This window comes from Mycobacterium sp. NGS49 (assembly GCF_059812565.1).
The window spans coordinates 1-24,031 of sequence record NZ_JCALCX010000040.1 but is presented as its reverse complement, the minus strand read 5'-3'; the positions used below and the strand labels follow the sequence as shown (position 1 = coordinate 24,031).

Here is a 24,031-nt window from a genome sequence, read left to right as displayed (position 1 = left end):
GAGCGTTCAGCGGCTGGGACCGCCGCGCAGGCTGTTCCCGATGCGGATCGCCGGCAGCAGCAAGGTACGAGGTAGCAATCGACCAGTGGTGCTGGCAACCTTCGGCACCAGCCCTGGGACCACGCCGCGCTTTCCGGACAACATTCCCTGGATGGCCTGTTCGGCGACCTCTCGCGGGGACACCTGTGCCAGGGGAATGCTGAACCGCTCGGCATTGGCGATCTCGGCCCACTCGGTGGGAACCGGACCTGGACAAAGTGCGGTGACTGACACGCCCGTGCCGTGCAACTCCTCCTGGACGGCCTCGGAAAATGTCAGCACGAACGCCTTACTCGCGGAATACACCGCCATGAACGGCAACGGCTGGAACCCCGCTATCGAGGCGATGTTGAGCACCGCACCGGCCCCGCGTTCCACCATCCCCGGCAACACGGCACGGGTTAGCTCCATCAACGCCAGCGCGTTGAGCGTCACCTCTTCGCTTTCGCGCTCGGGCGGCAGCTCGTAGAAGCGTCCGCTGGTCCCGAATCCGGCGCTGTTGCACAATCCGGCGATCGGATCGGAGCTCAACCGATCAGCCAGCTTGGCCCGCGACGCGGCGTCGGACAGGTCCAACGGCAGGACCTCGACGCCGACTCCGTGACTTTCCCGGAGTTGCCCCGCAAGCTCATCCAGACGTTCACGGCGGCGGGCGACCAGCATCAGTGGAAACCCGCGGCGCGCTAATCCCTTCGCCAGTTCGGTACCGATCCCCGACGAGGCACCGGTGATGACGACGGTGGTCTGCGTGGTCGGCTTGGGGAGGCTCACGGCGTCACCAATGTATTCCCCGGGTCGCCTGCAGGAAGGTTTCACTTCGCTTGTCGAGATCTGCTGACTCACCGGCTTTTTCGCTGCCTTTGGCCGCTGAGGAGTCATCGAACATGCCGAATGCCCGATTGCGCACTCGGTCCATCACTGCCGGGTTGACGGCATCTGCGAGGGCGGCGAACTGCCCGAACGGCGAACTCGCCCGCCGCGGACGATGGATCAGGGCGTCGGTGATGACCCCGGCCGCCTGGTCGGGGGTCAGAGTCGGAAAACTGTCGTACATCGTGGTCGGGCTGATCATCGGCGTTCGCACCAAAGCCATGTGCACGGTGGTGAATCGGACGTTGTCGCTGACGGTTTCGGCTTGCAGCGCGTCACACAAGCTGTCCAGCGCGGCCTTGCTGGCGATGTAGGCACCGAAACGCGGCGCGCGGGTCTGCACACCCACCGACGACACGTTGACGATGTGCCCGAAGCCGCGCTCACGCATGCCAGGGATGAATTTCAGGATCAGCTGGACAGCACCCAGGTAGTTCAGCTGGATGGTGCGCTGATAGTCGTGGATCCGGTCGTAGGACAGCGCGAGTGAGCGCCGGATCGAGCGTCCGGCGTTGTTGATCAGGATGTCCACGCCACCCAGATCCTTCAGTACCTTATCGGCCATCTCAGCGATCGCGTCCAGATCGGACAGGTCACACGGATAGACGTGTGCCGTGCCGCCTTCGGCTCGAATGTCGTCGGCGACCTTTTCCAGGTTCTCGAGGGTGCGCGCCACCAGCACCACGGTGCCGCCGGCCTCGGCGATCCTGTGCGCGGCCGCCTCCCCGATGCCTGACGACCCGCCGGTGATCAGGACGGTTTTACCGTTGACCGCGTCGCTGAGCTTGCGGCCCTGCACCGCGTCGAGCAGGTTCCTCAGATAAAACGGCCGGTACCGCCCCGCGGAGTTAGGGGTGTTGATGATGTTCGACACTGCCGCGAAGGGCTTTTCGACCAGGTTCGTAAGGTCACCAAGGTTCATCGGCAGTTGCTCCTGATGGTGGTGTGGAAGATGTGACAGTGAGTCATGAAGCCAACCTAAGACATTGGCGGGTGAATAGATATAAGGATTGGCACTTCAGATAATTCGGGCGCACCGCCGCTTCGCCCCCCGGCCGTGCACCGGCTCTCCGATGGCAGGTGCGCCAGGTACGAGGTATCACCACGCATCACTTCCACCTGTTCGCAGGACATTTGAGTGACACACTGACCGCGGCGGGCGTCCCTGCCGTGACCGAGGTCCTGGGCGACTCACGCCGCTGACCTCGATGTCGGCTTCGGGGAGAGCAAGTCGGAAAGTCTGACGCGCTGACGACGGCGTGTCGCAACCGTGCTCGTCCGCGTGACCGGTAGTCAGCAGGTATGAGACTCGTGGTCGTCATCCTGGCCGTTCTGTTCGTCAGCGCCTGCGGCGACGGGGGATCTCACCCGGCGCCGCCGGGCACCTCCGCGATGACCACCACCAGTGCCTCGCCGCCCGCCCCGGCGATGACATTCGACTGCGCGAAACCGGCGAACAAGGCGCAGCAATTGGTCTGCGACGACCCGCAGCTGAAGGAACTGGATCGTCGGCTGCAGGCCGCGTATCTGCAGGCGCTGGCGCGCCCGGGGGCCGACCAGACCACCCTGAACACCGCGCAGAACGCGTTTGCGACGACCCGCGACGGCTGCGCCGATTTCACCGAGGCCCGGACCTGTGTGGTGGAGGCCTATCAGACCCGGCTGGTCGAGTTGGCCATCGCCGCCCCTGCGACCGTAGCGCCACCCGTCGTCAACTTCACCTGCCCCGCCGACGCCGGAACACTGACCGCACAGTTCTACAACCAGTTCGACCCGAAGACCGCAGTACTGGACTGGAAGGGCGTCCGCGTCATCCTGTTTCTGCAGCCTTCGGGCAGCGGCGCCCGGTATGGCCGGCAGGGTTCGGAGTACTGGGAGCACCAGGGCGAGGTGGCCCTGGACCTCGCCGGTACCAAGTTCATGTGCCGCACCCAGTGAGCGGTCAGTCGAACACAACGACAGCGCGCCCGACGATGTCGCCGCGGCAAGAACACCGGCACGTTCCACTTCTGCGTGATCGACCCGTTGTTGGAGGACTGGCCAGGCGGATCGCACAGAGCGGCGGTAAACGACGCGGTTCGGTGTGGAAGTTCGCACCTGGCATCGGTTTTCACGTGTGCTACCGCGAAGACGTTCGGCAACATCGTCGAGATCTATTCGCACGGTACGTGCCACAGATGGAGTGCGCCTACACAGGTTAGTCGGAAGCCACGCCGACACCAGTTGTGACATGACCTGCCGAACGGCCCGCCGGTCTTCCGGAATTGCCGCATACGACAATGGGGGTATGGGCAGGACCTTCGAAGAGCTGTTGGCCGAGGCGGATTCGGCATCAATTGACGGTTGGGACTTCGCCTGGCTCGACGGGCGCGCGACTGAACAGCGGCCGTCCTGGGGCTATCAGCGGTTGATGAGCGGCCGGTTGGCGAAAGTGTCCGCGGCGCTGGACATCCAGACCGGCGGCGGTGAAATACTGGCCGGAGCCCCGAAATTCCCGCCGACCATGGTGGCCGTGGAACCGTGGCCGCCGAACGCAGCCCTGGCCACGCAGCTGTTGCACCCTCGCGGCGTCGTCGTGGTGGCCGTACCAGACGAGACCACGTTGCCTTTTGCAGCAGAGGCGTTCGACCTGGTGATCAGCCGGCACCCCAACACCGTGCCGTGGTCTGAGATCGCGCGGGTATTGCGGCCCGGTGGAACATATTTCGCGCAGCACATCGGTCCTGGCACCGTCTCCGAGTTGGTCGAATTCTTCATCGGGCCCCAGCCGCAGGCGTGGTCGCGTCGCGAACCGACATACGAACGGACGCAGGCAGAAGCCGCCGGATTGCAGATTGTCCACATGCGAATGGAGCGGTTACGCCAGGAGTTCTTCGACATCGGCGCGATCGTGTACTTCTTGCGCAAGGTGATCTGGGCCGTGCCCGGGTTCACCGTCGAGCGCTACCGCGGGCGGTTACGCGAACTTCACCAACGCATCGAAGCTGACGGACCGTTCGTCGCTCATGCGGCGCGGGTCCTTGTGGAGGCGCGCAAGTGTAAGTGATACCCCATCGGCACCGGATCGCGCAGCCGGCGCCCTCGCGCAGCACGCGCCGTCAGCCTTCGGCGCGTAACACGTCCAGTGCGTGCTGAAGATCGGCCGGGTAGGGGCTGACGATCTCAATCCGACGACCGTCGGCCGGGTGCGCGAAGGCCAGCGATCGCGCGTGCAACCATTGACGGTCTAATCCAAGCCTTTTCGCGAGCTTAGGGTCTGCGCCGTAGACGAGGTCACCGCAGCAGGGATGGTGCAGTGCGGAGAAATGCACCCGAATCTGATGGGTGCGACCGGTTTCCAGGTGCACGTCGAGCAAGCTGGCGGCGACGAACGCCTCCATCGTGTCGTAATGGGTGACGCTGTGCCGGCCGTCCCGGGTCACCGCGAACTTCCACTCCGGACCGGGATGGCGGCCGATCGGTGCCTCGATGGTTCCGCTGGACGGGTCCGGATGGCCTTGCACCAGAGCGTGGTAACGCTTTTCCACGGTGCGCTGCTTGAATGCCCGTTTGAGCGCGGTATAGGCGCGTTCAGAGATCGCCACCACCATCACGCCGGAGGTACCGACGTCCAGGCGATGCACGATGCCCTGACGCTCGTGCACCCCGGACGTGGTGATCCGGTAGCCTGCTGCCGCCAGGCCGCCCAGCACCGTCGGCCCGGTCCAGCCGACCGAAGCGTGTGCCGCCACCGCCGCGGGTTTGTCGACCGCGACGATGTCCTCGTCGGAGTACAGGATCGTCATGCCCTCGATGTCTACTGGCGTGTTCTCCGGCGGTTTCGGCGGTTCCGGCAGTCGTACCTGCAACCATGCGCCGGCGTTCAGACGGTCGGACTTACCCGCCGTCACACCGTCGAGTTCGACACCGCCGTCTTCGGCGATGGCTGCTGCGGCACTGCGGGACAGTCCCAGCAGACGGGCCAGACCGGCGTCGACGCGCATACCTGCCAGCCCGTCCGGGACAGTCATCGAACGATCAGTCAATGGGGTCCTGATCTTCGTTGTCCCCATTGGACTTTCGCCGGCCCACCGTATCGAAATCGAAACCGAAGATCGAGAGAATGACGAGCAGGATGGCGCCCCCCACCACTGACGGGTCGGCGACGTTGAATACCGGCCACCATCCGACTGAAAGGAAGTCGACCACATGTCCGCGCAGCGGGCCCGGCGCTCGGAAGAAGCGATCGACCAGGTTGCCCATCGCGCCGCCCAGGATCATGCCCAGCCCCAAGGCCCACCACGGTGATACCAGCCGTCGTCCCATCCAGAAGATGCCGACGACGACGCCGGTCGCGATCAGGGTGAGCACCCAGGTGTATCCGGTCGCCATCGAGAACGCGGCGCCGGAGTTACGCACCAACGTCCACGTCACGGTGTCGCCGATGATGGATACCGGCTGACCGGGCGGCAGCAGTTTGACTGCCAGAACCTTGGTGATGATGTCCAGCGCGAGCACGACGGCCGCCACCGACAGGAGTAGCCGCAGGCGCCTGGGTGGGCCTTGCGATGTGGTGGCCTCAACGGGTGAAGTCAGCGGATCGACGGATCCTGTTGGTTCGTCGGGCACCCCACCATCATCCACTAGTGGCGATCGCAAGCGCGGCAGAGGCCGCGCGCCGCGGGTCGACACCATACAACCCGTGGCGATCGCAAGCGCGGCAGAGGCCGCGCGCCGCGGGTCGACACCATACAACCCGTGGCGATCGCAAGCGCGGCAGAGGCCGCGCGCCGCGGGTCGACACCATTACAACCCGTGGCGATCGCAAGCGCGGCAGAGGCCGCGCGCCGCGGGTCGACACCCACACGCAAGTGGTGACGTGACCTCGCCGGCGGATGCGAATTGCGGCAGTGCGCAATGATCCCCTCATGAACCGCATCACCGTCATCACCACCGGAGGGACGATCTCGACAACGACCGGCGCCGACGGTGTGCGCCGGCCCACCCACAGCGGGGCGCAACTGACCGCAGGTCTCCGGCGGGCGTTCGACGTCGAAGTGGTCGATCTGATGGCTGTCGACAGTTCTGAACTGGTCACCACCGACTGGGACCGGATCCGCGCCGCAGTACTCACTGCCATCGACGACGGCGCTACGGGAATCGTCGTCGCCCACGGCACCGACACTATGGAGGAAACGGCGTTGTGGCTCGAACTCGGCTACGCCGGCAGCCTGCCGGTGGTGCTGACCGGGGCGATGCGCAGCGCGGACGCTGCCGACGCGGACGGCCCGGCCAACCTGCGCGACGCGCTCACCCTGGCGGCCAGCCGGGATGCCCATGGCCTGGGGGTGGTCGTGTGTTTTGCCGGTCGCGTCTTGCAGCCGTTGGGTCTGCGTAAGGCGGCTACCCAGGACCTGAGCGGTTTTGCCGGACATCTGCTCGGGACCGTGGCCGGCGGCGTGAGCCTGACTGGGCCCAAGGTGCGGCCGTTCCTCGGCGAGTTGATCGCCGGGACGGCACCGAGGGTCGACATCGCCGCGGCATACCTGGGCAGCGATGCGGTGGCACTGGACGCTTTCGCGGCGGCCGGCGCGCGAGGGGTGATCCTTGAAGCGCTGGGATCCGGCAACGCCGGGGCCGCTGTGGTCGACGGCGTTCGTCGCCTGTGCCGCGAAGGCCTGGTGGTCGCCGTGTCCACACGTGTGCCCAGAGGCCGCGTCAGCGCGGGATACGGCCCCGGGCACGACTTGGTTGAGGCGGGAGCGGTGATAGTGCCGCAGCTGGCCCCGTCGCAGGCTCGAGTGCTGGTGATGGCGGCGCTGACGGCGGGGCTACCCGTTGACGACGTCGTCCGCCGCTGGGGTTGACGGCGGCGGCACCGAATCCGGTTCGTGCCTGCGCAGTTCACCGATGTAGTCAGGCCAGTCCAGGCTGTCGGCCGGGTTGGCCGCGGTGATGTCGTTATCGACGACGGGGAAGGTGCGCGCCGGCCCCGGTCCCGTACTGCGAGTCTCGAACCTGACGGTGACCACACCGTGGCCCGCGCCCTGCACCCAACCATGGCCGAATTCGCGATGGGTCACGTCATCGCCGATCCGCCACGGCGTACCGTCCTGTCCGGTCAGCAGCGCCGCTCGCATCGTCTCGAAATCTTGGTGCGCTTCGGTCTCCGGCGACAGGTCCAACTCGGGAAATAGCGACTCCTGGCGGACGTCGCTGAGACCGGAAAACCCAACGCCGAGAAGGCGAATAGGTCCGATTTGCAGCGGATCGAGCAGCAATCGGCGGGCCACCGCTGTCAGGGCACTCGCTTCGGCCGTCGCGTAGGGCAGCGTCGTCGAACGGGTCAGCGTACTCATGTCGGACTTCTTCAGCTTCACCGTCACCGTGCGAGCGCCGCGGCCGTCCTTGAGTAGCCGCCGATGTGCGTGCTCGGCGATCGGCTCGATCGCCTCCCGCAGCTGGTCCAGGGTGGTCAAGTCGGCGGCAAAGGTGGACTCGGCGCTGATCTGTTTGGCTTCAGCGCGTTCGGCAACGGGGCGGTCGTCGATTCCGTGGGCCAACCGATGCAGCGCGGGTCCGATTGTTGCACCCAGGATATTGGCCACTTCCGGCTCGGTCAGGGCGGCCAGTTGCCCAACGGTTTCGATGCCGAGTCTGTGGAGTTTCTCCTCCGCGACCGGACCGATCCCCCACAAACGTCGTACCGGCAATCCGTTCAGCAGCTGCCGCTCCTCGTCGCGGCGGACTACTCGAACACCGTCGGGCTTGGCCAGTCCGGAGGCGATCTTGGCGATCTGTTTTCCCGATCCCGCGCCGACGGAGGCGATCAGACCGGTTTCGTCGCGTACCCGCTGCCGCAGCAATTCGCAGAACGCCTCCGCCTCGGCGACCGAGGCGCCGGCAAGCTGCGAAGGCTCCCCGAACGCCTCATCGAACGACAGTTGCTCGACGATGGGAACCAAGCCGCGCACGGTGTCGAAGACCCGCCGGCTCGCGATTCCGTAGACCATGCCGCGCGGCGGCAACACCACAGCACTCATCCCCACCAACCGGCGGGCCTGGTGCATCGGCATGGCTGAACGGGCGCCGAAGATCCGCGATTCGTAGCTGGCTCCGGCCACCACCCCGCGTCCGCCCAGGCCGCCCACCAGCACCGGACGTCCCCGCAGGGTCGGCCGGGTGAGTTGTTCCACAGAAGCGAAAAACGCGTCCATGTCCAGGTGCAGCACCCAACGGGACTCCACGGTCATCGATGCTATTGCCAACTTTCACTGCGGCGCGTTGCGGCCATGCCGCCCCAGGGCGACGTCGACGGGTTCGTTCGTCAACGGACATGCAGGTGCTGGGTCTCCTGCGGACTATTGCTCGGGTGCCTGCCTTTTGGACATCCACTGCCCTTCAGAGTTTATGTCGACAACAAAAACATTAGATTTCACGCATGTTTAATAACGGCTAACTCGGCCGATTCCCGCCTTACCGGGATACCGCGTATACCGCACCAGGGTCGGGGAGATAACTATGTCGGTTGTCATTACGCCAGAGTGGGTACAGGTCGCAGCCGAGGATTTGGCGGGCATCCGCGCCGCGATCTCTGATGCGTCCCATTCCGTTGCCGGGTTGACCACTAATATCGCCCCGGCCGCCGCAGATGAAGTGTCGAACGCCGTCGCCGCGTTATTTGACGAGCTGGGAGCCCAATATCAGGCCATCAGCGCGCGGACGCAGGCATTCCATGCAGAGTTCGTCCGGGCTCTCGGCGCCGCCGCCGGCGCTTACCTGGGCTCCGAAGCCGCGATAGCCGAACAATTACTGGCAAGTACAGCGGCCGCCGCCCCGGCGGCGTCGATTCTGGACGGACTCACCGGCGGATTGGGCAATCCGGGTGGCCTGTTGAGCGGGGTCGGCGGATTGTTCAGCAACGGCGGACTACTGGGGGGTCTCGGTCTGCCATCCCTTCCGTCGTTACTGCCTGGCATATTTGCGCCCGCACCCGGCGCAACTCCCCCGAGCCTGGCCGCCATCACTGGGCCCTACCAGGCGCTGGTGACCAACACGATCAACAATCTGCAAAGTCTCGGCAATGGTTTGGCCGCCAACCCATTCCCCTTCTTGCGCCAATTCATCGCCAACCAGGTCAGTTACGGAAACACGATTGCGACGTCCTTGGCGACCGCGGGCCAACACCTCAGCGCCGGGTTCGCTGCCAGCCAGATTCTGGCCGACCTCGCGCCCATCGCCGCGATACCGGGTCGAATCGGACAGAATGCGTTCAACGTGTTTGCTACCCTCACCGACTTCTCTTACTCGATCGGGGCGAACCTCGACCCGCTGCAAGTTGGTGCCGCATTCTTCGGTCTACCGATTGCGCTGGGAATTGACGCCATCGGTTCGCCCATCACCACCGGAAGTGCACTTGCCTCGGTTGCGTCGGCTTTCAGTAGCGCGGTGCGCAGTGGCGACGCCTTCGGTGCCGCGGTTGCGGTGCTCACCGCGCCCGCGGTCGTCACGAATGGCTTCTTGAACGGTCAGGTCATGCTGAGCCTGGGCCTGCCGGGGGTCAGCTTGCCGATCGTCGGCGGCGTGGGTTCGGTCACCGTACCGGCTACCGCAAGCATCCCGGTCGGAGGGATTCTCACTCCGCTGTCGGTGAACACTCTCATTGTCAATCCGCTGTTGACAACGCCGCCGCTGGTGTCCGTCCCGCTCGGCGGCACGCCGACGGGCGGGATCCTGCCTGGACTTCTGCTGTACGCGCCGCAGCGACTGGCGGAAGCAATCGGCGCAGCGCCACTACCCAGTCCCCTTCTCCCCACGCCACAGGTAGTGCTGCCTGGTCTGCCGTTCGTACCGGGTCTGCCGTCGCTGGGCGACCTGTTGCCCGGACTGCCCGCGTTGCCGGACCTGGGGTCGGTGCTGCGCGGCATAGGTGGGCTGGGCTTGCCGACGCTGCCCAGTCTGCCGGCGTTGCCAGGTCTGCCGCAGTTGCTGCCTGCTATGACCGTACCGGGGTCGCCGACCACGTCGCCTTTGCTAAGCGGCCTGCTCTAGCGGCGCGGTCGCGGTCCGGCTGGCGCGGCCCCAGGTGCTTCGCCCCACGCCTAGCGCGCGGCGCACGAAATCGCCACCCGCACACCGTCGCCGATATCTACCCCGTCCGCCGGTTCACCGAATTCGAAGCTGGTAGCCAGGATCTCGCCCGCGATGAGGTCGCGGTGCGTCAGCGCCCACTGAGCTCGCTGTTCGGGCACCGACATCACCACCGCAATGCGATCGGACACCTCGAGCCCTGTTGACTTGCGCAGCTCCTGCAATTCGCGGATGCGGTCCTTTGCCCAGCCCTCGGCCTCCAGTTCCGGGGTCACTGTTCCGTCGAGCACCACAAGTCCCGCGCCGCCGGGCAGCGCGGCGGTGAATTCCGGGTCAGCCGCCACCAATCGCGAGCTGTACTCATCAGGCTGCAACACCGCCGGACCGGCCGTCAGGGTGCCGTCCGGGTTCAGCACCCCCTCCCCTGCCTTCACCGCTTTGATGGCCGCCTGCACATCCTTGCCCAGCCGCGGGCCGGCGACGCGCGCGTTGACGGTGAGCTCAAATCGGCCGTACGTGTCGATCGCGTTGGTGAGCGCGACCCGCTTGACGTTGAGCTCGTCGGCGATCAGCTCGGTGAACGACTGCAGCTGCGCCGGATCTTCCACCGCCACAGTCAATTTCGGCAGCGGCAACCGGACCCTGAGCTTCTTTGCCTTCCGCAGAGATGATGCCGCCGAACACACGTCCCGCACCTGGTCCATGGCGGCCACCAGACCGGGATCGGCGGGCAGTTCGCCGGACTGCGGCCAATCCGTCAGGTGCACCGAGCGTCCGCCGGTCAGCCCGCGCCAGATCATCTCAGTGGTCAGCGGCAGCAGCGGGGCGGCCAGCCGCGCGGTCACTTCCAGCACTGTGTGCAGCGTGTCGATAGCGTCGGCTTCTTCCACCCAGAACCGCGAACGCGATCGTCGCACATACCAATTTGTCAGCGCCTCGGTGAACTGCCGCAGCTGTTCGCAGGCAACGGAGATGTCGCAGTTGTCCAGCGACACGGTCAGGTCGTCGCGCAGCACCGCGAGCTTAGCGAGGATGTAACGATCCAGCACATGCGCCGAATCCGCCCGCCAAACACCAACTTTCGGCGCATACAAGGCCAGGAAGGTGTAGGCGTTCCAGAACGGCAGCAGCACTTGGCGCACGCCGTCGCGGATACCTTGTTCGGTGACGATCAGGTTGCCGCCGCGCAGAATCGGCGAGGCCATCAGGAACCAGCGCATGGCGTCTGAGCCGTCGCGATCAAACACCTCGGTCACGTCGGGGTAGTTACGCAGCGACTTGCTCATCTTCTGGCCGTCCGACCCCAGCACGATGCCGTGTGCGACGCAGGTTTTGAACGAGGGCCGGTCGAACAAGGCGGTGGCCAGCACGTGCAGTGTGTAGAACCAGCCGCGGGTCTGGCCGATGTATTCGACGATGAAGTCACCCGGATAGTGGCCGTCGAACCAATCCCGGTTCTCGAACGGGTAGTGCACCTGCGCGTACGGCATCGAACCCGAATCGAACCACACGTCGAGCACATCGGGGATCCGGCGCATCGTGCTGGCGCCGGTCGGATCGTCGGGGTTGGGCCGGGTGAGCTCGTCGATGTAGGGGCGGTGCAGGTTGTCCGGGCGCACACCGAAGTCGCGTTCCAGCTCGTCCAGGCTGCCGTACACGTCGATTCGAGGGTAGTCCGGGTTGTCGGACTTCCACACCGGAATCGGCGTGCCCCAGTAGCGGTTTCGTGAGATCGACCAGTCGCGGGCACCCTGCAGCCACTTGCCGAACTGACCGTCCTTGACATGCTCGGGATACCAGGTGATCTGCTGGTTCAGTTCCACCATGCGATCGCGGAACTCGGTGACCCGCACGAACCACGATGACACCGCGCGGTAGATCAGCGGGTTGCGGCAGCGCCAGCAGTGCGGGTACGCGTGTTCGTACGTCTCGTGACGCAACAGGACTGCGCCGTTGGCTCCGGCCGGGCCTTGCTGGTTCTTCAGATCGCGGATGATCTGCGAGTTGGCATCGAAGACGTGCTGTCCCTGGTAGTCCGGGACCGTTGCGTCGAAGCGGCCTCTGGCGTCGACCGGGGTGACCGGCACGATGCCGACGGGGTCGGTGGTCGCCATGTCGTCCTCGCCGTAGGCCGGCGCCATGTGCACCAGCCCGGTGCCGTCTTCGGTGGTGACGAAATCGCCTGACAGCACTTGGAAGGCCTCGGGCGAGTCCATGAAATAAGCGAACGGCGGCAGATACCGGGTGCCCAACAGCTCCGCGCCGCGGTAGGTTCCGAGTACCTCGGGCTCGTCGCCGAGTTCGCGGGCGTACGCGGCCAACCGCGCCTCGGCCAGAACAAAACGCCGATCACCGGATTGGACCTGGACATAGCTCACCTCGGGATTCACCGCCACGGCCAGGTTCGACGGCAGAGTCCACGGCGTCGTGGTCCAGATCAGCAGGTGAGCGCCGTCGAGTTCGCCGCCGACGACCCTGAGACCGACGGTGAGAGCCGGGTCCTGACGGCTCTGGTAGACGTCGTCGTCCATCCGGAGTTCGTGATTGGACAGCGGCGTCTCGTCGCGCCAGCAGTACGGCAGCACCCGGTAACCCTCATAGGCCAAGCCCTTGTCCCACAGCTGTTTAAACGCCCAGACCACCGACTCCATGTAGCTGAGATCGAGTGTTTTGTAGTCGTGGTCGAAGTCGACCCAGCGCGCCTGGCGGGTCACATATTGCTGCCATTCGTCGGTGTAACGCAGTACCGATGCACGGCACGCGTCGTTGAAAGCCGCGATGCCCATCGAGTCGATCTGGGACTTGTCGGTGATACCCAGTTGCCGCTCAACCTCCAGCTCAGCGGGCAAACCGTGTGTGTCCCAACCGAATCGGCGCTCTACCTTGTTCCCTCGCATGGTGCGGTACCGCGGCACGATGTCTTTGACGTATCCGGTCAGCAGATGCCCGTAATGCGGCAGCCCATTGGCAAACGGAGGCCCGTCGTAGAACACATACTCCGGCCCGCCATCCCGCCGGGCGATACTGGCTCGGAACGTGTCGTCGCGAAACCAGTAGTCGAGAACGTCCAGCTCGAGCGCGGGAAAATGTGGGGTGCCGCCGCGCGGGTCGGCGCCCAGGGCAATGCGTGGATAGGCGCTGTCGGTCATTCGTCTCCTGTGCCATAAATCACAAGGCACGGGGACGACGACGCGCTGGAAGCGCAAGCGCCGCGGTACCACCCCGCTTGCCGCACTCACGCACGGCCACTTATTTAGGGCTGTGACGGGCCCACCCGTTCGGTTTTACTGGGCTTCGCAGCTGTTCTTCCGAAGGCTCCCCGGTGATGGCCGGATCGGTGCCGTTGCGACGATGATACCCGGCCGCAGGCACGCCAGCAGTCACGTCACCGCACTGACTGCGGCTGTTCGACCTGGGTTCAATACCAATGCCGCGAAAACCAAAATCAAACGACCAACATCAACTAAGCTCGGGTTCAGCAACGGTCGAAAACGTAAAACGCGGATGGGAAGTCATCACAGCGTCGGGCGTGGTCAACCCACATCGGCGGCAATTTTTGCCTGCAAACGGCAAACCACATAAAGGGGGGTATGTGAATACCACATTAGTCGGCATACCGAGTGCCGTCACCAACCCAGTTGGATGGCTGGCTGGGGGGTCCGTTGCGTGCGACACGTCGTCGGATACCTGGCAGCTTGGCTCCCGTCAACCAAGCGGAAACGGCCTGGACGCGGCCTTGAAGCCCGCTTTGTCGACGCCCCTACCAGCGTCATCACCGTTCCAGATTTCGTGTGCCGCCCGCAGCTCTACGGTGCACCGCAACCAGCTGAAAGACTCGGAGGCGAAATGGTCAGAGTAGGGAAGGTGGAGGCCGGGACAATCCGTGACTGGAATCCTGAGCCCGGCACGCTCGTGTCATGGCAGCCGTCGCCTGCTTCGCTCGCGAAGGCCGAGCAAGCGCAGGCAAGCACGGTCCCGCCCAGCTACATGCAGACCCATCACCTTCGCAACTTCCGGTCCTACGCCAACCGTGGTCTTGAGATGTCGCGTTTATTGATTTCGGCGTGGGACATTCCCGGTAAATGCGACATCCGCACCATGACGCACGTGATCAACGCGCACCTGCGTCGCCACGACACCTACCGAAGCCGGTTCGAGCACATCGAGGGCGATCGCTTCGAGCGGCGAACCATGACCAAGCCCAACGACGTCCAGTTCGTCGCGATTCAACACGGCGAACTGACTGGGCAAAGTCAGTGGCAAGACCATTTGTTGGCCACCCCGAGCCCGCTCGAATGGGATTGCTTCCGTTTCTCGATCATCCAGCGCGCAGACCACTTCACTTTCTGCGTGGCCATAGACCATCTGCATTGCGACGCCATGTTCGTCGGTGTCGTATTCGCCGAAATACATCTGATGTATCTCACACTCATCGGAGGCGGAGCGCCGCTGCGCCTTGCGGAACCGGGCAGCTATCAGGACTACTGCGCCCGGCAGCACGAGAGCATATCCCGGCTCACTTTGGAGTCCCCTGCCGTAAGCAGATGGGCCGAATTCTTCGACAAGATTGAGGGGTCTCTGCCCGAATTCCCACTACCGCTCGGTGACACGTCTGCGCCGTGCGAGATGATCGCCGTCAAGCTGATGGACGAGCGGCAAACCGCTGCGTTCGAATCTGCTTGCATATCGGCGGGAGCTAGGTTCTGCGGTGGCGCATTCGCCATCAACGCCGTGGTCGAACATGAATTGACCGGAGCCGACGAGTATCACGCCATCGTCCCCATCGACCTCCGCCGAACCGAGGTGGACTTTATGACGACGGGCTGGTTCACCGGCTTTGTTCCGATCACCGTCCCCACCACGGGATCGTCTTTCCGCGAAATCGTTAGAGCCGCTCAGGAAAGCTTCGATTCCGGCAGAGACCTGGCGGACGTGCCGCTGGATCGGGTGCTCGAGCTGGTGCCGTGGCTGCGGGAAGGCCAATGGGGGGCACCCTTGCTATTTTACCTCGACGCCGGCATTCCTCCGCTTTCCGCTCTCGCGAACTCGCACATGGAACACCTGCGCGCCCGCCTCTGCCACGACGGCGGGATGATGGGGCAGATAGACATACGGGTGAATCGGTTAGAGAAGGAGACACAGGTAACGGTGCTGTTCCCGGACAACCCGATAGCCCGCGAATCAGTCACCCGCTACGTCGAGGCGCTGAAGTCCGCGTTTGTTCGCGTCGCCGAGGGACGCGACGTGATGCCGGCGCGGCGCTGCAACGGCGGCCTACATCTTGCTTACAGTCGGCGCACGTATGAACCTGCGACCGCGTCGCCTTCCGTGCCCACTTGGCGTACTGGCTAAGCGGAAATCAAGGTTGTCAGCGAGTTTCGGACGGGGCGATTTCATCGGTTATGACGGATGACAGGGTCGCGTTTCTAGACCATGCGTCTCTCCTGCGGTTGCGGGCCACCGGCTACGAAACCGTCGGTCAGGCATTGTGGATATATGACCGGGCGGTAGACATGGACGGGTTGCGACGTTTCAATCGAAACCTCGGCCGTGGTTTGCTGGGACGCCGAATTGAGCGTTCTCCGTTGCCGTTTGGCCGACCCCGTTGGGTTGCTTTTCACGATGCACCCGACGTCGCCGTCGCTCCGTCGCCCCAGCCTCGGCGTGCAATCAAGGCGTGGCTGGACGAACGCGCAAAGATTCCAGTTGACCCGGAGTATGGACCTTGCTGGCATCTTGGAGTCCTCCCGCTAGAAGACGGCGGCTCCGCAATTAGCTTGGTGACGTCGCATTCCGTAGTTGACGGAGTGGCCTTAAGCATGGCCGTATACGAAGCCATCAATGGCATCGACCGGGAGCTCGGCTATCAACCGCCGAGATCCCGCGGCCGCATGCGAGGTCTTCTGGTTGACGGTTGGCAAGCCCTCCGTGGCTTGCCGGAGGTCCTGCGGGCATTTATCGCCTGCATAATGATCTTGCTCAAACGCGACTCTGGCGCTGCAGGCCAATCGCATTCACCGCCGGCTACATCGGACAGCAATGACGAACCCATAGACTGTCCATCGATATCACTTTCTTGCGACGTCTCTTCATGGGATGCTCGCGCAGTCGAACTCGGAGGGTCCAGCAGTTCGCTTTTCGTCGCTTTCGCGACCAAACTCGCTCAACTCTTGGGGCGGCTAGGACCGGCGGACGGCGCTGTCACTATCACAATGCCAGTCAGTGACCGTATCGCGGACGATGTGCGCGCGAATGCACTTACAGCAGTTACATTCCATCTCGATCCAGACCGCGCGACATCGGATTTCCAGATTATCCACAACGAGATGAAGCGGAGTCTCGCCACCCTTGAGCACACCCCAAACGAGCTGCTGAAGCCTCTTCCACTGGTGCCTTATACACCGAAATGGCTAGCTCGCAAGTTGGAAGGGCTGGCTTTGGGTCACGCGGATTTGCCGGTTTGTTGCTCCAACCTTCGGGATCTGAATCCTGCAATCGTCCGCATCGACGGTACCGATGCCGAATATTTTTCCGCGCGCTTGGTCAACCGTGGCGCAACCAAGCAACATGTCGAGCGGGAAAGCGGCGAACTTTATCTTTTTTCCGGACGCATCGCTGGGAAGATTTTTGTTAGCATCTCCGCATATCAACCTGGTGCCGAGAACTCAGACCAGTATCTTCGCGGGCTGGTAGACCAAGCGCTTGCCGAGTACTCGCTGGTGGCGGACGTACTCTAATGACTCCCGCCCCGCGGGTGAGTCGACTTGCGTCTGCGGTATAGGGAAATAGGTTGCAGGGGGCCGCTGATGAAATTCGCACTTGCCATAAATGGCACGCGTGGCGATGTCGAGCCTTGCGCAGCACTCGGTCGGGAGTTGTTGCGGCGCGGCCACGAGGTACGCGTCGCTGTACCACCGAACCTGACTGATTTGGTCGCGGCAGCCGGGCTGGAGGCAGTAACCTACGGTCCCGACACTCAGGAGCTCCTCGACGACGAGGACAATTACCGCGAATTCTGGAAGCCTCGAACCTCAATCAAGTTAGTGCGCGAGGGCATCGCGGAACTGCGCGAGGCCTGGGCGGATATGGCGACGACCCTAAACACACTCGCAGACGGCGTCGACCTGGTGTTGACGGGCATGATCCACCAGGGCATCGCAGCCAATGTCGCGGAGTGTTACGACATTCGGCTGGCGACGATCCATTACTTCCCCGCGCGTGCCAATGGCCAGTTCATTCCGATATTGCCAGCGCCGTTGAACCGTTCCCTGTTGTCGGCGCTGTGGTGGGTGCATTGGCGCGTGACAAAGAATCCGGAAGACGCGCAACGCCGGGAGCTAGGCCTGCCGAAAGCAACCGCATCCTCCACATCGCGCATTCTGCAGAGCCGCTCTCTTGAGATCCAAGCCTATGATGAACTCTGCTTTCCCGACCTCGGAGCCGAGTGGGCGGAACAAGGTGATCGGCGACCGTTCGTCGGAGCCCTGACACTGGAGTTGCCGACGGATTCCGATGACGAGGTTCTGTCGTGGATTGCTGCCGGAACGCCGCCGATCTACTTCGGATTCGGCAGCATGCCGGTTGATTCGCCCGGCGACACAATCGCCATGATCAGCGCCGCCTGCGCAGCGTTGGGCGAACGGGCGTTAATTTGCACCGGACCTAATGCATACAGCGAAATAGAAACCCCCGAGCACGTTAAATTAGTGACTTCGGCCAGCCACGCCGCTATATTCCCCGCCTGTCGCGCAGTGGTACACCACGGTGGCGCCGGAACAACCGCCGCAGGCATGCGAGCCGGCGTCCCAACACTGATCCTCTGGATCTGGATAGAGCAGCCGATCTGGCTAGCCCAGATCAAGCGGCTCAAAATCGGTTCCGGACGCCGGTTGACGGCCACCACTAAAGAGACCTTGATCAGCGATCTCCGCTCAATTCTGGCTCCCGAATACGTCACCCGAGCGCGCAACATCGCGAATCAGATGACCAAATCTGGTGAAAGTGCCACGCGGGCAGCTGATCTCTTGGAAAATGAGGTGAGCCGGAGTTACCCCAGCCATTAGTTTCGCGACTGACGGTCTGCAGCTCCGCCGACCACTCGAATAGGACGATATGGCCGCCGCAGAGCGCTTCTTGATCCGCAGAGCCCCAGTGGCCTGCGCTTTCTGCCTGTTCACCCAATGTCGGTCAGCTACAAGACGGCAAAGGTAAGGAGGGCGAAGGTGTGGACCACAGTGCTCATTCTCGCGCTGATGACAGCTACCGAGCCGGTGCGTCTCGGGGTTGCCACCTTCCTGGTCTCCAAGCCGCGCGCCATGGTGAACTTGCTCGCTTTCTGGTTTGGTGGCATGGCGACGGGCATAACCGTCGCGCTCGGCGTCTTACTTCTGCTTCGCGACTGCGCGAACGCACTCGTCAATCATGTGACGTCCCTCGCGGCAAGCTCCGTTGTGGGACACATTCAAATTGCCCTAGGAGTGGTTGCCTTAATGGTCGCCGCGCTGGTTGCGAAGGGTTTCTCGATGCGTTCACCCGCACCAGCGCTAGTCAACACAGGTGACTCGTCGTCGCAACTGGTGGAGCACAAGCCAACCCGGTTCTCGCGGCTGATGGCAAGCGCTCAGGGCGCCCTGGAAGGCGGGGTTCCATGGGCGGCGTTTGTCGCCGGTCTGAGCTCAGCGGGACCGCCGCCGGTGGAGTACCTCGTAGCGCTCGGGGCTATCGGCGCCTCGGGAGCTGCGATCGGCACCCAGGTCAGCGCCACTATCGCTTACCTCCTCGTAATGCTTGCGATCGTCGAGATTCCGCTCGTCAGCCACTTGATAAGCCCTGCAAAAACCGAAGCAACGATGCTGTGGCTGCGTAACTGGCTACGGACCCACCGGCGGCAAATCCTGGCCTTCGCCGCCACTGCGGCCGGAGTAGCCCTGCTCTCAAATGGTATGGGCGGCATCTGAATCGGCACGCCGGGACGGATGAGCACCGCCAGCGTCGCCTCTGCAGATCGCGACCACCTACCCTCCAGGACCAAGGACGGATGGCCATGCCCGTTGCGAGAGAAGAGAACAGCGTCACTCGGTACTACCGACGAGCAGCGCCAGAGATGTTGCGATTCATCCCAACTGACTTGCAGCGCGTGCTGTATCTCGGCTGCGGAGACGGATGGTTCGGCACCAAGATCAAAATTAAAACCAGCGCGCAACTATGGAGCATCGAGCCCGACGCACACTCAGCTCAGCGCGCAACTGCCGTCATGGATCGCGTCCTGACCGGAGACCTGGACGATCAGATCGCCGAACTTCCCAACGGCTACTTTGACGCCATAATTTGCATCGACGTATTCGAACGGCTGGTCGAACCCGGTGCGACGCTGCGACGGCTTCGCGCTAAGCTGAGGCCCGACGGCGTCGTCGTCGCCGCGGTCCCAAATTTCCGTTTTCTTCCTGCCCTAGGCTACGTGCTGTTCCGAAAGGACTTTCCGCAGGAGGACTTTGGCATCTTCGACCGGACCCACATTCGTTTCTTTACCCGCCGCAGCATTCGGCGGATATTCAAGAGAGCGGGGTTCAAGGTACAGCGGATCGAGGGAATCAACGCTTGGCGCGGCACAGTTGGCGTGTTTGTGGCCGTCATGAGTTTGGGGTTCTTCGCCGACGGCCGATATCTCCAATATGTCTGCGTGGGATCACCGGCCCCACCCAGACCAGACCTGCTGAGAGGGTTCAGACAGCGTCCGCCACAGCTTCAAGACGGCTCGGGCGCCAACGACTTTCCGAGTGCCGCAAAGACGTTGAAAAACCACTCTTGATGCGGCCGCAGCAGGGAACGTTGAACGGCGCCAGGCTGGATGCCGCTTCTTTTCTGTGAAAGAGACGGTGGTTATGGCCAAGCATTATCCAGTCGAGCAGCGTGAGCGCGCGGTGAGGATGGTGCTCCATCACCATGATGAGTATCGGTCAGTGCATGACGGCTGCCAGTTGGTCGGCCCGACGGTCGGTGTGGGTGCCGATTCGCTGCGGCGGTGGGTGTTGCAGGTCCGAGTCGACGCCGCGCAACGGCCACGAGTCACGAGTGCATGCGGTCGACCTCAGACGACGAACGAAAACTTCACCGATTGACCAGAGCGTCCTTCATGTCGATAGGCCGGAAAAGCGGAAGCGCGTGACAGTCGAATTCGTCGACAGGCTCAGTGAACGTTCCGCTCATACTCAAGGGGGCCTCGCCGTTGCCGTTTCCATTGGTGGTGTGATGGCCGTTCGTGTGGCCGCTTCGGTTGGTGTGCCCATTTTGGTCACCAGAGGATACGCAGAATGTCTTCGCCAGTTCGATCTGTTTACCGTTCCCGTTGAGTCTGTCGTGGCCATTGCCCAGCGCTCGACCGCTCCGGGTCAGCTTAGGTGGCACACGCATGGAGCCGAATAGCGGGAGCGCGTGTTCCCAGAGATCGTCGTAGTCGCTGATTCTTTTTGGGATGTCCGGCATCGTTGCTTTATTCGCTTCAGCGCTGGATACCAGGTCCCCGCGGCCCTTACCAGTGGTCGGTGAGCGCTTCAAGGTAGTCGACGGCGCAGCCAACCCGGGGCGGGGCTTAGAGCGTCGGACGGTATTCACCACGCGGTCCAGCAGGTTGGGTTTACGGGCCCGAGCCTGTCGGTAAATTCGCCGGCGCGGTGTGGAGCTGGTTCCGATCTTTGACGGCCACCAGTTGATGTGGCCAAGCATCGCAGCTATGGCGGGCACAGTGACACTGCGCACCAGGAAGGTGTCGATCAAAATACCGGTCCCGATGATGAACCCGGCTTCGACCATGGTGCTGATGCTCGCGGCCAACAGGCCGAACATTGAAGCAGCGAAGATAAGACCTGCGGACGTAATGACACCGCCGGTCGAACCCACTGTGCGAATAACGCCCACCCGCACACCGTGCGGCGATTCGTCACGAATCCGGGAGATGAGCAACATGTTGTAGTCGGCGCCTACCGCAACCAACAAGATGAAAGACAGGCCGGGCAAGCTCCAGTGCAAATCCTTGCCGAGTATTAACTGGAAGACGATGACACCCAGGCCCAGCGCGGACAAGAACGAAACCAGCACCGAACCGATGAGATATAACGGCGCAACGATCGCTCGTAGCAGCATGACCAGGATCAAAAACACGATGATGATAGTCGCGACAATTATGAACTGAATATCATGATCGTAGTAATCACGCGTATCCCGAAGCCCGGTCGGAATCCCCGCCATCGACACCGTGGCGTCCGACAACTCCGAGTTCGGTTGGGCGGCGTGTGCTACTCCGAGGATGTCATTGACCTGATCCATCGCGGCGGTAGTGAACGGATTGAGAGCACTTTGTACGAGGTACCGGGCCCCATGTCCGTCCGGTGAAATGAAAATCTGGGCGCCCTTTTTGAACTCTTCATTGGCCATCGCCTCCGGCGGAATATTGAAACCAGCCATCGACGGCTTGTTCGCGTCATGCTTCATCCCCAACAAAAACGACGAAGCCTCGTTGAGTCCGGTGCCCATCCTCTTGGTCTGTCTAACGAGCTCGTTCACACCATCAGCAATTGCGCGGCTGCCTTGAGCGAGGGCGCCGGCGCCTTGCTGCATTTCGTTTAGCCGATTCTGCATTCCGTCGATAGACCGCAACAGGCTGACCGCTTGATTGAGGTTTGTCTCGAGTTTGTCGATTGTCTGAGCGACGGTTTGGAATTCTTGAGTCTGCTGCAGGCTACGGCCGAGCGCGGTAATGCTGGTGAGGCTTCCGCTGGTCTGCGCTTCGACAAGCGCCCGCAGCTGGTAACGCGACGCCGCGCAGGCCGGGTCAGAGTTGCACTGCGGGCTGGCGTTAAGTGCCGATACGACTGGGCCGGCCCAGGCAACTACATTTGATACGTCGACCATGTTCGAGGTGAGCGCATCCCCGAGCGCGCGCATCCGGCCGACGAGCTTGGCCGTTTGGTCGAGAGTGTTGAGGGTCTTGTCGCCGCCAATTAGTTGCTTCATCGTCACCAGGAGGCTGACCAGCGCGCCTGCGTTGGCGACCGACTCGGTGACCTGATCGCGCACCTGCGCAAGAGAGTCGGCCAACTGGTTAGAACCGTCGGCGAGTTTGTCCAAGTCGCCTCCGTGGTCACGGATCCCCGTGGACGCTTCGTCAAGTTTGCCACCGACTTCGCCCGCCTGATAGGAGACTTTGGTTTGCTCCAGCGGTTCTCCTTTAGGCCGGGTCAAACCGCGTATCGCGATGATGTTGGGCAATTGAGTGACCCGGCTGACCATTAGCTCCAGGTCAGCAAGGGCGGTTGGGCTCCTCAAGTCGCGTGGAGACTCTATGAACAACATCATCGGAGTCATCATGTTCTGCGGGAAGTGGCGATCCATCGCGTCGTACCCGGCGACGCTTTCGACGTCACCTGGTAGTGCCTTGAGATCGTCATAGTTGAAACGCACCAGCAACGTGCTGCTGGCCAGGATGGCGAGCACGATCAGGCTGGCGACCAGATGAATCCGAGGCCGCCGCACAATGCGTGTGCCCGTAATCCTCCAGTAGCGACGGGTCAACTCGCGGCGCGGCTTGACCCAGCCGCGTCGTCCGATAAGGACCAAGATCGCGGGCAGTAAGGTTAGTGCGGCCACAAACGCCACCAATATCGAAATTGATATTGCCGGTCCTATGCTTGAGAAAATGGACAGCTTAGAGAACACCATCGCAAGGAATGTGACTGCCACAGTGGCTGCCGACGCAGCAATCACTTTCCCGATGGACATCATCGCATTCTTGACCGCCTGATCCGAATCGAGACCCTTACGCACGTAATCGTGATAACGGCTGATCAGGAAGACGGCATAGTCCGTTCCGCCGCCAATCATAACTGCGGTCATGAAGACAATGGTCTGCATCTGCACGTCCAGACCGATTAGTGACAGCCCAGACAATAGGCCCTGAGCGGACGCCAGGGAAAGACCAATAGTCGCCAGTGGCACCAGCATTGTGATGATGTTTCGGTAAACCATCAACAGAATGAGGAGTACGCTGACCGCGGTGCCAATCTCGATTAAATGTGTATCTTCCTTGCCAATGGTGACAAGGTCGTCCACGGTGGCCACGGCTCCGGCGTAGTGAGCGGTGAGCGTTGTTCCGGCGACAATATCTTTAACGATCGCCTGGATCTTCTTGTACGCCGACTGCGTTGCGGGGTCGTCTTGGCTCGTCTGGAACACGACGGGCAAGTTCCAGGCCTTATTGTCCTTGCTTGCCAGCACTTCGCGCAGCGGGGGCGTGCTGATGAAGTCTTGCAACGAATAGTTTTCGGAGCGCAGCTTCTCAACCAACTTTTGGTAGGTAGCTAAGTCGGCCGGGCCGAGGCCGTTCTCGTTGGTCAAGACCACCAACAATTGAGAGCCGCCCTTGCCGCCCCTTTCATCAAACACCTTGGCCATCTCTTTGGTGGTCACCATCGTCGGAGCATCGTCCGGCAGGGCGGCAGCATTATTCTTTCCGGCGGCGGCCTCCATGAGCGGCGGGTATACCAGAGCGGGTATGAGTGCGGCCAAGATCCAGACTGCAATGACGAGCAACGGCTTTTCGATGACGAACTTGCTTAGTTTGTCGAAAATGCCCCCGGGGCGGGCCACCTCGGATTCACTCATCAGCCGTAACATCCGCTGGGGTAGGCGGCCTCGGCGAGCGGACGCGTCGCGACGACTGCAACCACGGCCGCCTGTGGCTCATTTACGCCTGACCACCTCTTCGCGGCGGGGGCCAGGCTGTGAATCCTGAAGCATCGCACGTAGACCCACAACCCCCAAAATCCAAGACACTCAAGTAATTCAGCAAGTGAGCGATAGCCTAGTCGGTTGGGTTGGCGGATGTAGGAAAATCGTGCGGACGTACAACAAATTTGTCTCCGGATGAGTGAACTTCGGCTGGTCAGGCTGCGCGACCGCCGTCGTAGGATGAGCGTTATGCGGGGGAAGGGCTGATGGAGCCCTCGTTGTCAGAAGTTGTGCAGCAGACCCCCTCGAGACTCGAGGTGGGTGCGGCGAC

16 protein-coding genes are annotated in these 24,031 nt (G+C 62.7%); 9 read left to right on the top strand and 7 right to left on the bottom strand.

Going from position 1 to position 24,031, the window contains the following annotated elements; genetic code table 11:
* Positions 1-6 precede the first annotated feature (6 nt).
* Entirely contained in the window at positions 7-810 is an 804-nt protein-coding gene (locus AC5Y7D_RS27295; RefSeq protein ID WP_499929012.1) for an SDR family NAD(P)-dependent oxidoreductase, read from the bottom strand.
* 4 nt (positions 811-814) lie between these two features.
* Entirely contained in the window at positions 815-1,831 is a 1,017-nt protein-coding gene (locus AC5Y7D_RS27290; protein WP_499929010.1) for an SDR family NAD(P)-dependent oxidoreductase, read from the bottom strand.
* A gap of 380 nt (positions 1,832-2,211) precedes the next feature.
* Here AC5Y7D_RS27290 and AC5Y7D_RS27285 point away from each other — a divergent pair, with 380 nt between their 5' ends.
* Together AC5Y7D_RS27285 and AC5Y7D_RS27280 are read left to right on the top strand one after the other, a co-directional pair.
* A complete protein-coding gene (locus AC5Y7D_RS27285; RefSeq protein ID WP_499929008.1) occupies positions 2,212-2,847 on the top strand; it encodes an MliC family protein in 636 nt (211 codons plus the stop codon).
* 349 nt (positions 2,848-3,196) lie between these two features.
* A complete protein-coding gene (locus tag AC5Y7D_RS27280; RefSeq protein ID WP_499929006.1) occupies positions 3,197-3,955 on the top strand; it encodes a class I SAM-dependent methyltransferase in 759 nt (252 codons plus the stop codon).
* Positions 3,956-4,007: 52 nt separating this feature from the next.
* Here AC5Y7D_RS27280 and AC5Y7D_RS27275 read toward each other — a convergent pair whose 3' ends face one another.
* Together AC5Y7D_RS27275 and lspA are read right to left on the bottom strand one after the other, a co-directional pair.
* Complete coding sequence (locus AC5Y7D_RS27275; protein ID WP_499929004.1) at positions 4,008-4,934, bottom strand: RluA family pseudouridine synthase; 927 nt, start codon at positions 4,932-4,934, stop codon at positions 4,008-4,010.
* On the bottom strand, positions 4,927-5,517 hold the full coding sequence (gene lspA / locus AC5Y7D_RS27270; protein WP_499929002.1) for a signal peptidase II: 591 nt from the start codon (positions 5,515-5,517) through the stop codon (positions 4,927-4,929). Before lspA ends, AC5Y7D_RS27275 begins: the two co-directional genes overlap by 8 nt.
* A 299-nt stretch (positions 5,518-5,816) precedes the next feature.
* On the opposite strand from lspA, the gene AC5Y7D_RS27265 reads away from it, so the two are divergent.
* Positions 5,817-6,755 carry an asparaginase domain-containing protein gene (locus AC5Y7D_RS27265; protein ID WP_499929000.1) on the top strand — a complete coding sequence of 313 codons (939 nt, stop codon included), beginning with the start codon at positions 5,817-5,819 and terminating at the stop codon, positions 6,753-6,755.
* Here AC5Y7D_RS27265 and AC5Y7D_RS27260 read toward each other — a convergent pair.
* Positions 6,720-8,135, bottom strand: coding sequence for a DNA polymerase IV (locus AC5Y7D_RS27260; RefSeq protein ID WP_499928998.1), 1,416 nt, complete (start codon positions 8,133-8,135; stop codon positions 6,720-6,722). The two genes, AC5Y7D_RS27265 and AC5Y7D_RS27260, sit on opposite strands and share 36 nt — an antisense overlap.
* 274 nt (positions 8,136-8,409) lie before the next feature.
* Here AC5Y7D_RS27260 and AC5Y7D_RS27255 point away from each other — a divergent pair, with 274 nt between their 5' ends.
* Positions 8,410-9,939: a PE family protein gene (locus AC5Y7D_RS27255; RefSeq protein WP_499928996.1), complete on the top strand. Its 1,530-nt coding sequence runs from the start codon at positions 8,410-8,412 to the stop codon at positions 9,937-9,939.
* Between the two features lie 50 nt (positions 9,940-9,989).
* On the opposite strand, the gene ileS is transcribed toward AC5Y7D_RS27255, so the two are convergent.
* Entirely contained in the window at positions 9,990-13,127 is a 3,138-nt protein-coding gene (gene ileS / locus AC5Y7D_RS27250; RefSeq protein ID WP_499928994.1) for an isoleucine--tRNA ligase, read from the bottom strand.
* 697 nt (positions 13,128-13,824) lie between these two features.
* Between ileS and AC5Y7D_RS27245 the strand changes: the two genes are divergently transcribed.
* The 5 genes from AC5Y7D_RS27245 to AC5Y7D_RS27225 all read left to right on the top strand — a co-directional run bounded on the left by AC5Y7D_RS27245 (position 13,825) and on the right by AC5Y7D_RS27225 (position 19,786).
* Positions 13,825-15,330, top strand: coding sequence for a condensation domain-containing protein (locus tag AC5Y7D_RS27245; protein WP_499928992.1), 1,506 nt, complete (start codon positions 13,825-13,827; stop codon positions 15,328-15,330).
* Positions 15,331-15,797: 467 nt separating this feature from the next.
* Positions 15,798-16,715 (top strand): hypothetical protein, encoded by a 918-nt coding sequence (locus tag AC5Y7D_RS27240; protein ID WP_499928990.1) that lies wholly within the window; start codon positions 15,798-15,800, stop codon positions 16,713-16,715.
* A gap of 69 nt (positions 16,716-16,784) precedes the next feature.
* Entirely contained in the window at positions 16,785-18,041 is a 1,257-nt protein-coding gene (locus AC5Y7D_RS27235; RefSeq protein WP_499928988.1) for a glycosyltransferase, read from the top strand.
* Positions 18,042-18,200: 159 nt separating this feature from the next.
* Positions 18,201-18,935, top strand: a complete 735-nt coding sequence (locus tag AC5Y7D_RS27230; RefSeq protein WP_499928986.1) for a GAP family protein — start codon at positions 18,201-18,203, stop codon at positions 18,933-18,935.
* An 80-nt stretch (positions 18,936-19,015) separates the two neighbouring features.
* Positions 19,016-19,786, top strand: a complete 771-nt coding sequence (locus tag AC5Y7D_RS27225; RefSeq protein ID WP_499928984.1) for a class I SAM-dependent methyltransferase — start codon at positions 19,016-19,018, stop codon at positions 19,784-19,786.
* 299 nt (positions 19,787-20,085) lie between these two features.
* Here the strand turns inward: AC5Y7D_RS27225 and AC5Y7D_RS27220 are convergent, their stop codons facing one another.
* On the bottom strand, positions 20,086-23,634 hold the full coding sequence (locus AC5Y7D_RS27220; RefSeq protein ID WP_499928982.1) for an MMPL/RND family transporter: 3,549 nt from the start codon (positions 23,632-23,634) through the stop codon (positions 20,086-20,088).
* Between the last annotated feature and the right edge of the window lie 397 nt (positions 23,635-24,031).

Coding starts and splice junctions, on each gene's coding strand:
- AC5Y7D_RS27290 (WP_499929010.1), bottom strand. CDS start 1,831: ATGAACCTTGGTGACCTTACGAACCTGGTCGAAAAGCCCTTCGCGGCA.
- AC5Y7D_RS27285 (WP_499929008.1), top strand. CDS start 2,212: ATGAGACTCGTGGTCGTCATCCTGGCCGTTCTGTTCGTCAGCGCCTGC.
- AC5Y7D_RS27280 (WP_499929006.1), top strand. CDS start 3,197: ATGGGCAGGACCTTCGAAGAGCTGTTGGCCGAGGCGGATTCGGCATCA.
- AC5Y7D_RS27265 (WP_499929000.1), top strand. CDS start 5,817: ATGAACCGCATCACCGTCATCACCACCGGAGGGACGATCTCGACAACG.
- AC5Y7D_RS27255 (WP_499928996.1), top strand. CDS start 8,410: ATGTCGGTTGTCATTACGCCAGAGTGGGTACAGGTCGCAGCCGAGGAT.
- ileS (WP_499928994.1), bottom strand. CDS start 13,127: ATGACCGACAGCGCCTATCCACGCATTGCCCTGGGCGCCGACCCGCGC.
- AC5Y7D_RS27245 (WP_499928992.1), top strand. CDS start 13,825: ATGGTCAGAGTAGGGAAGGTGGAGGCCGGGACAATCCGTGACTGGAAT.
- AC5Y7D_RS27240 (WP_499928990.1), top strand. CDS start 15,798: ATGGCCGTATACGAAGCCATCAATGGCATCGACCGGGAGCTCGGCTAT.
- AC5Y7D_RS27235 (WP_499928988.1), top strand. CDS start 16,785: ATGAAATTCGCACTTGCCATAAATGGCACGCGTGGCGATGTCGAGCCT.
- AC5Y7D_RS27225 (WP_499928984.1), top strand. CDS start 19,016: ATGGCCATGCCCGTTGCGAGAGAAGAGAACAGCGTCACTCGGTACTAC.
- AC5Y7D_RS27220 (WP_499928982.1), bottom strand. CDS start 23,634: ATGAGTGAATCCGAGGTGGCCCGCCCCGGGGGCATTTTCGACAAACTA.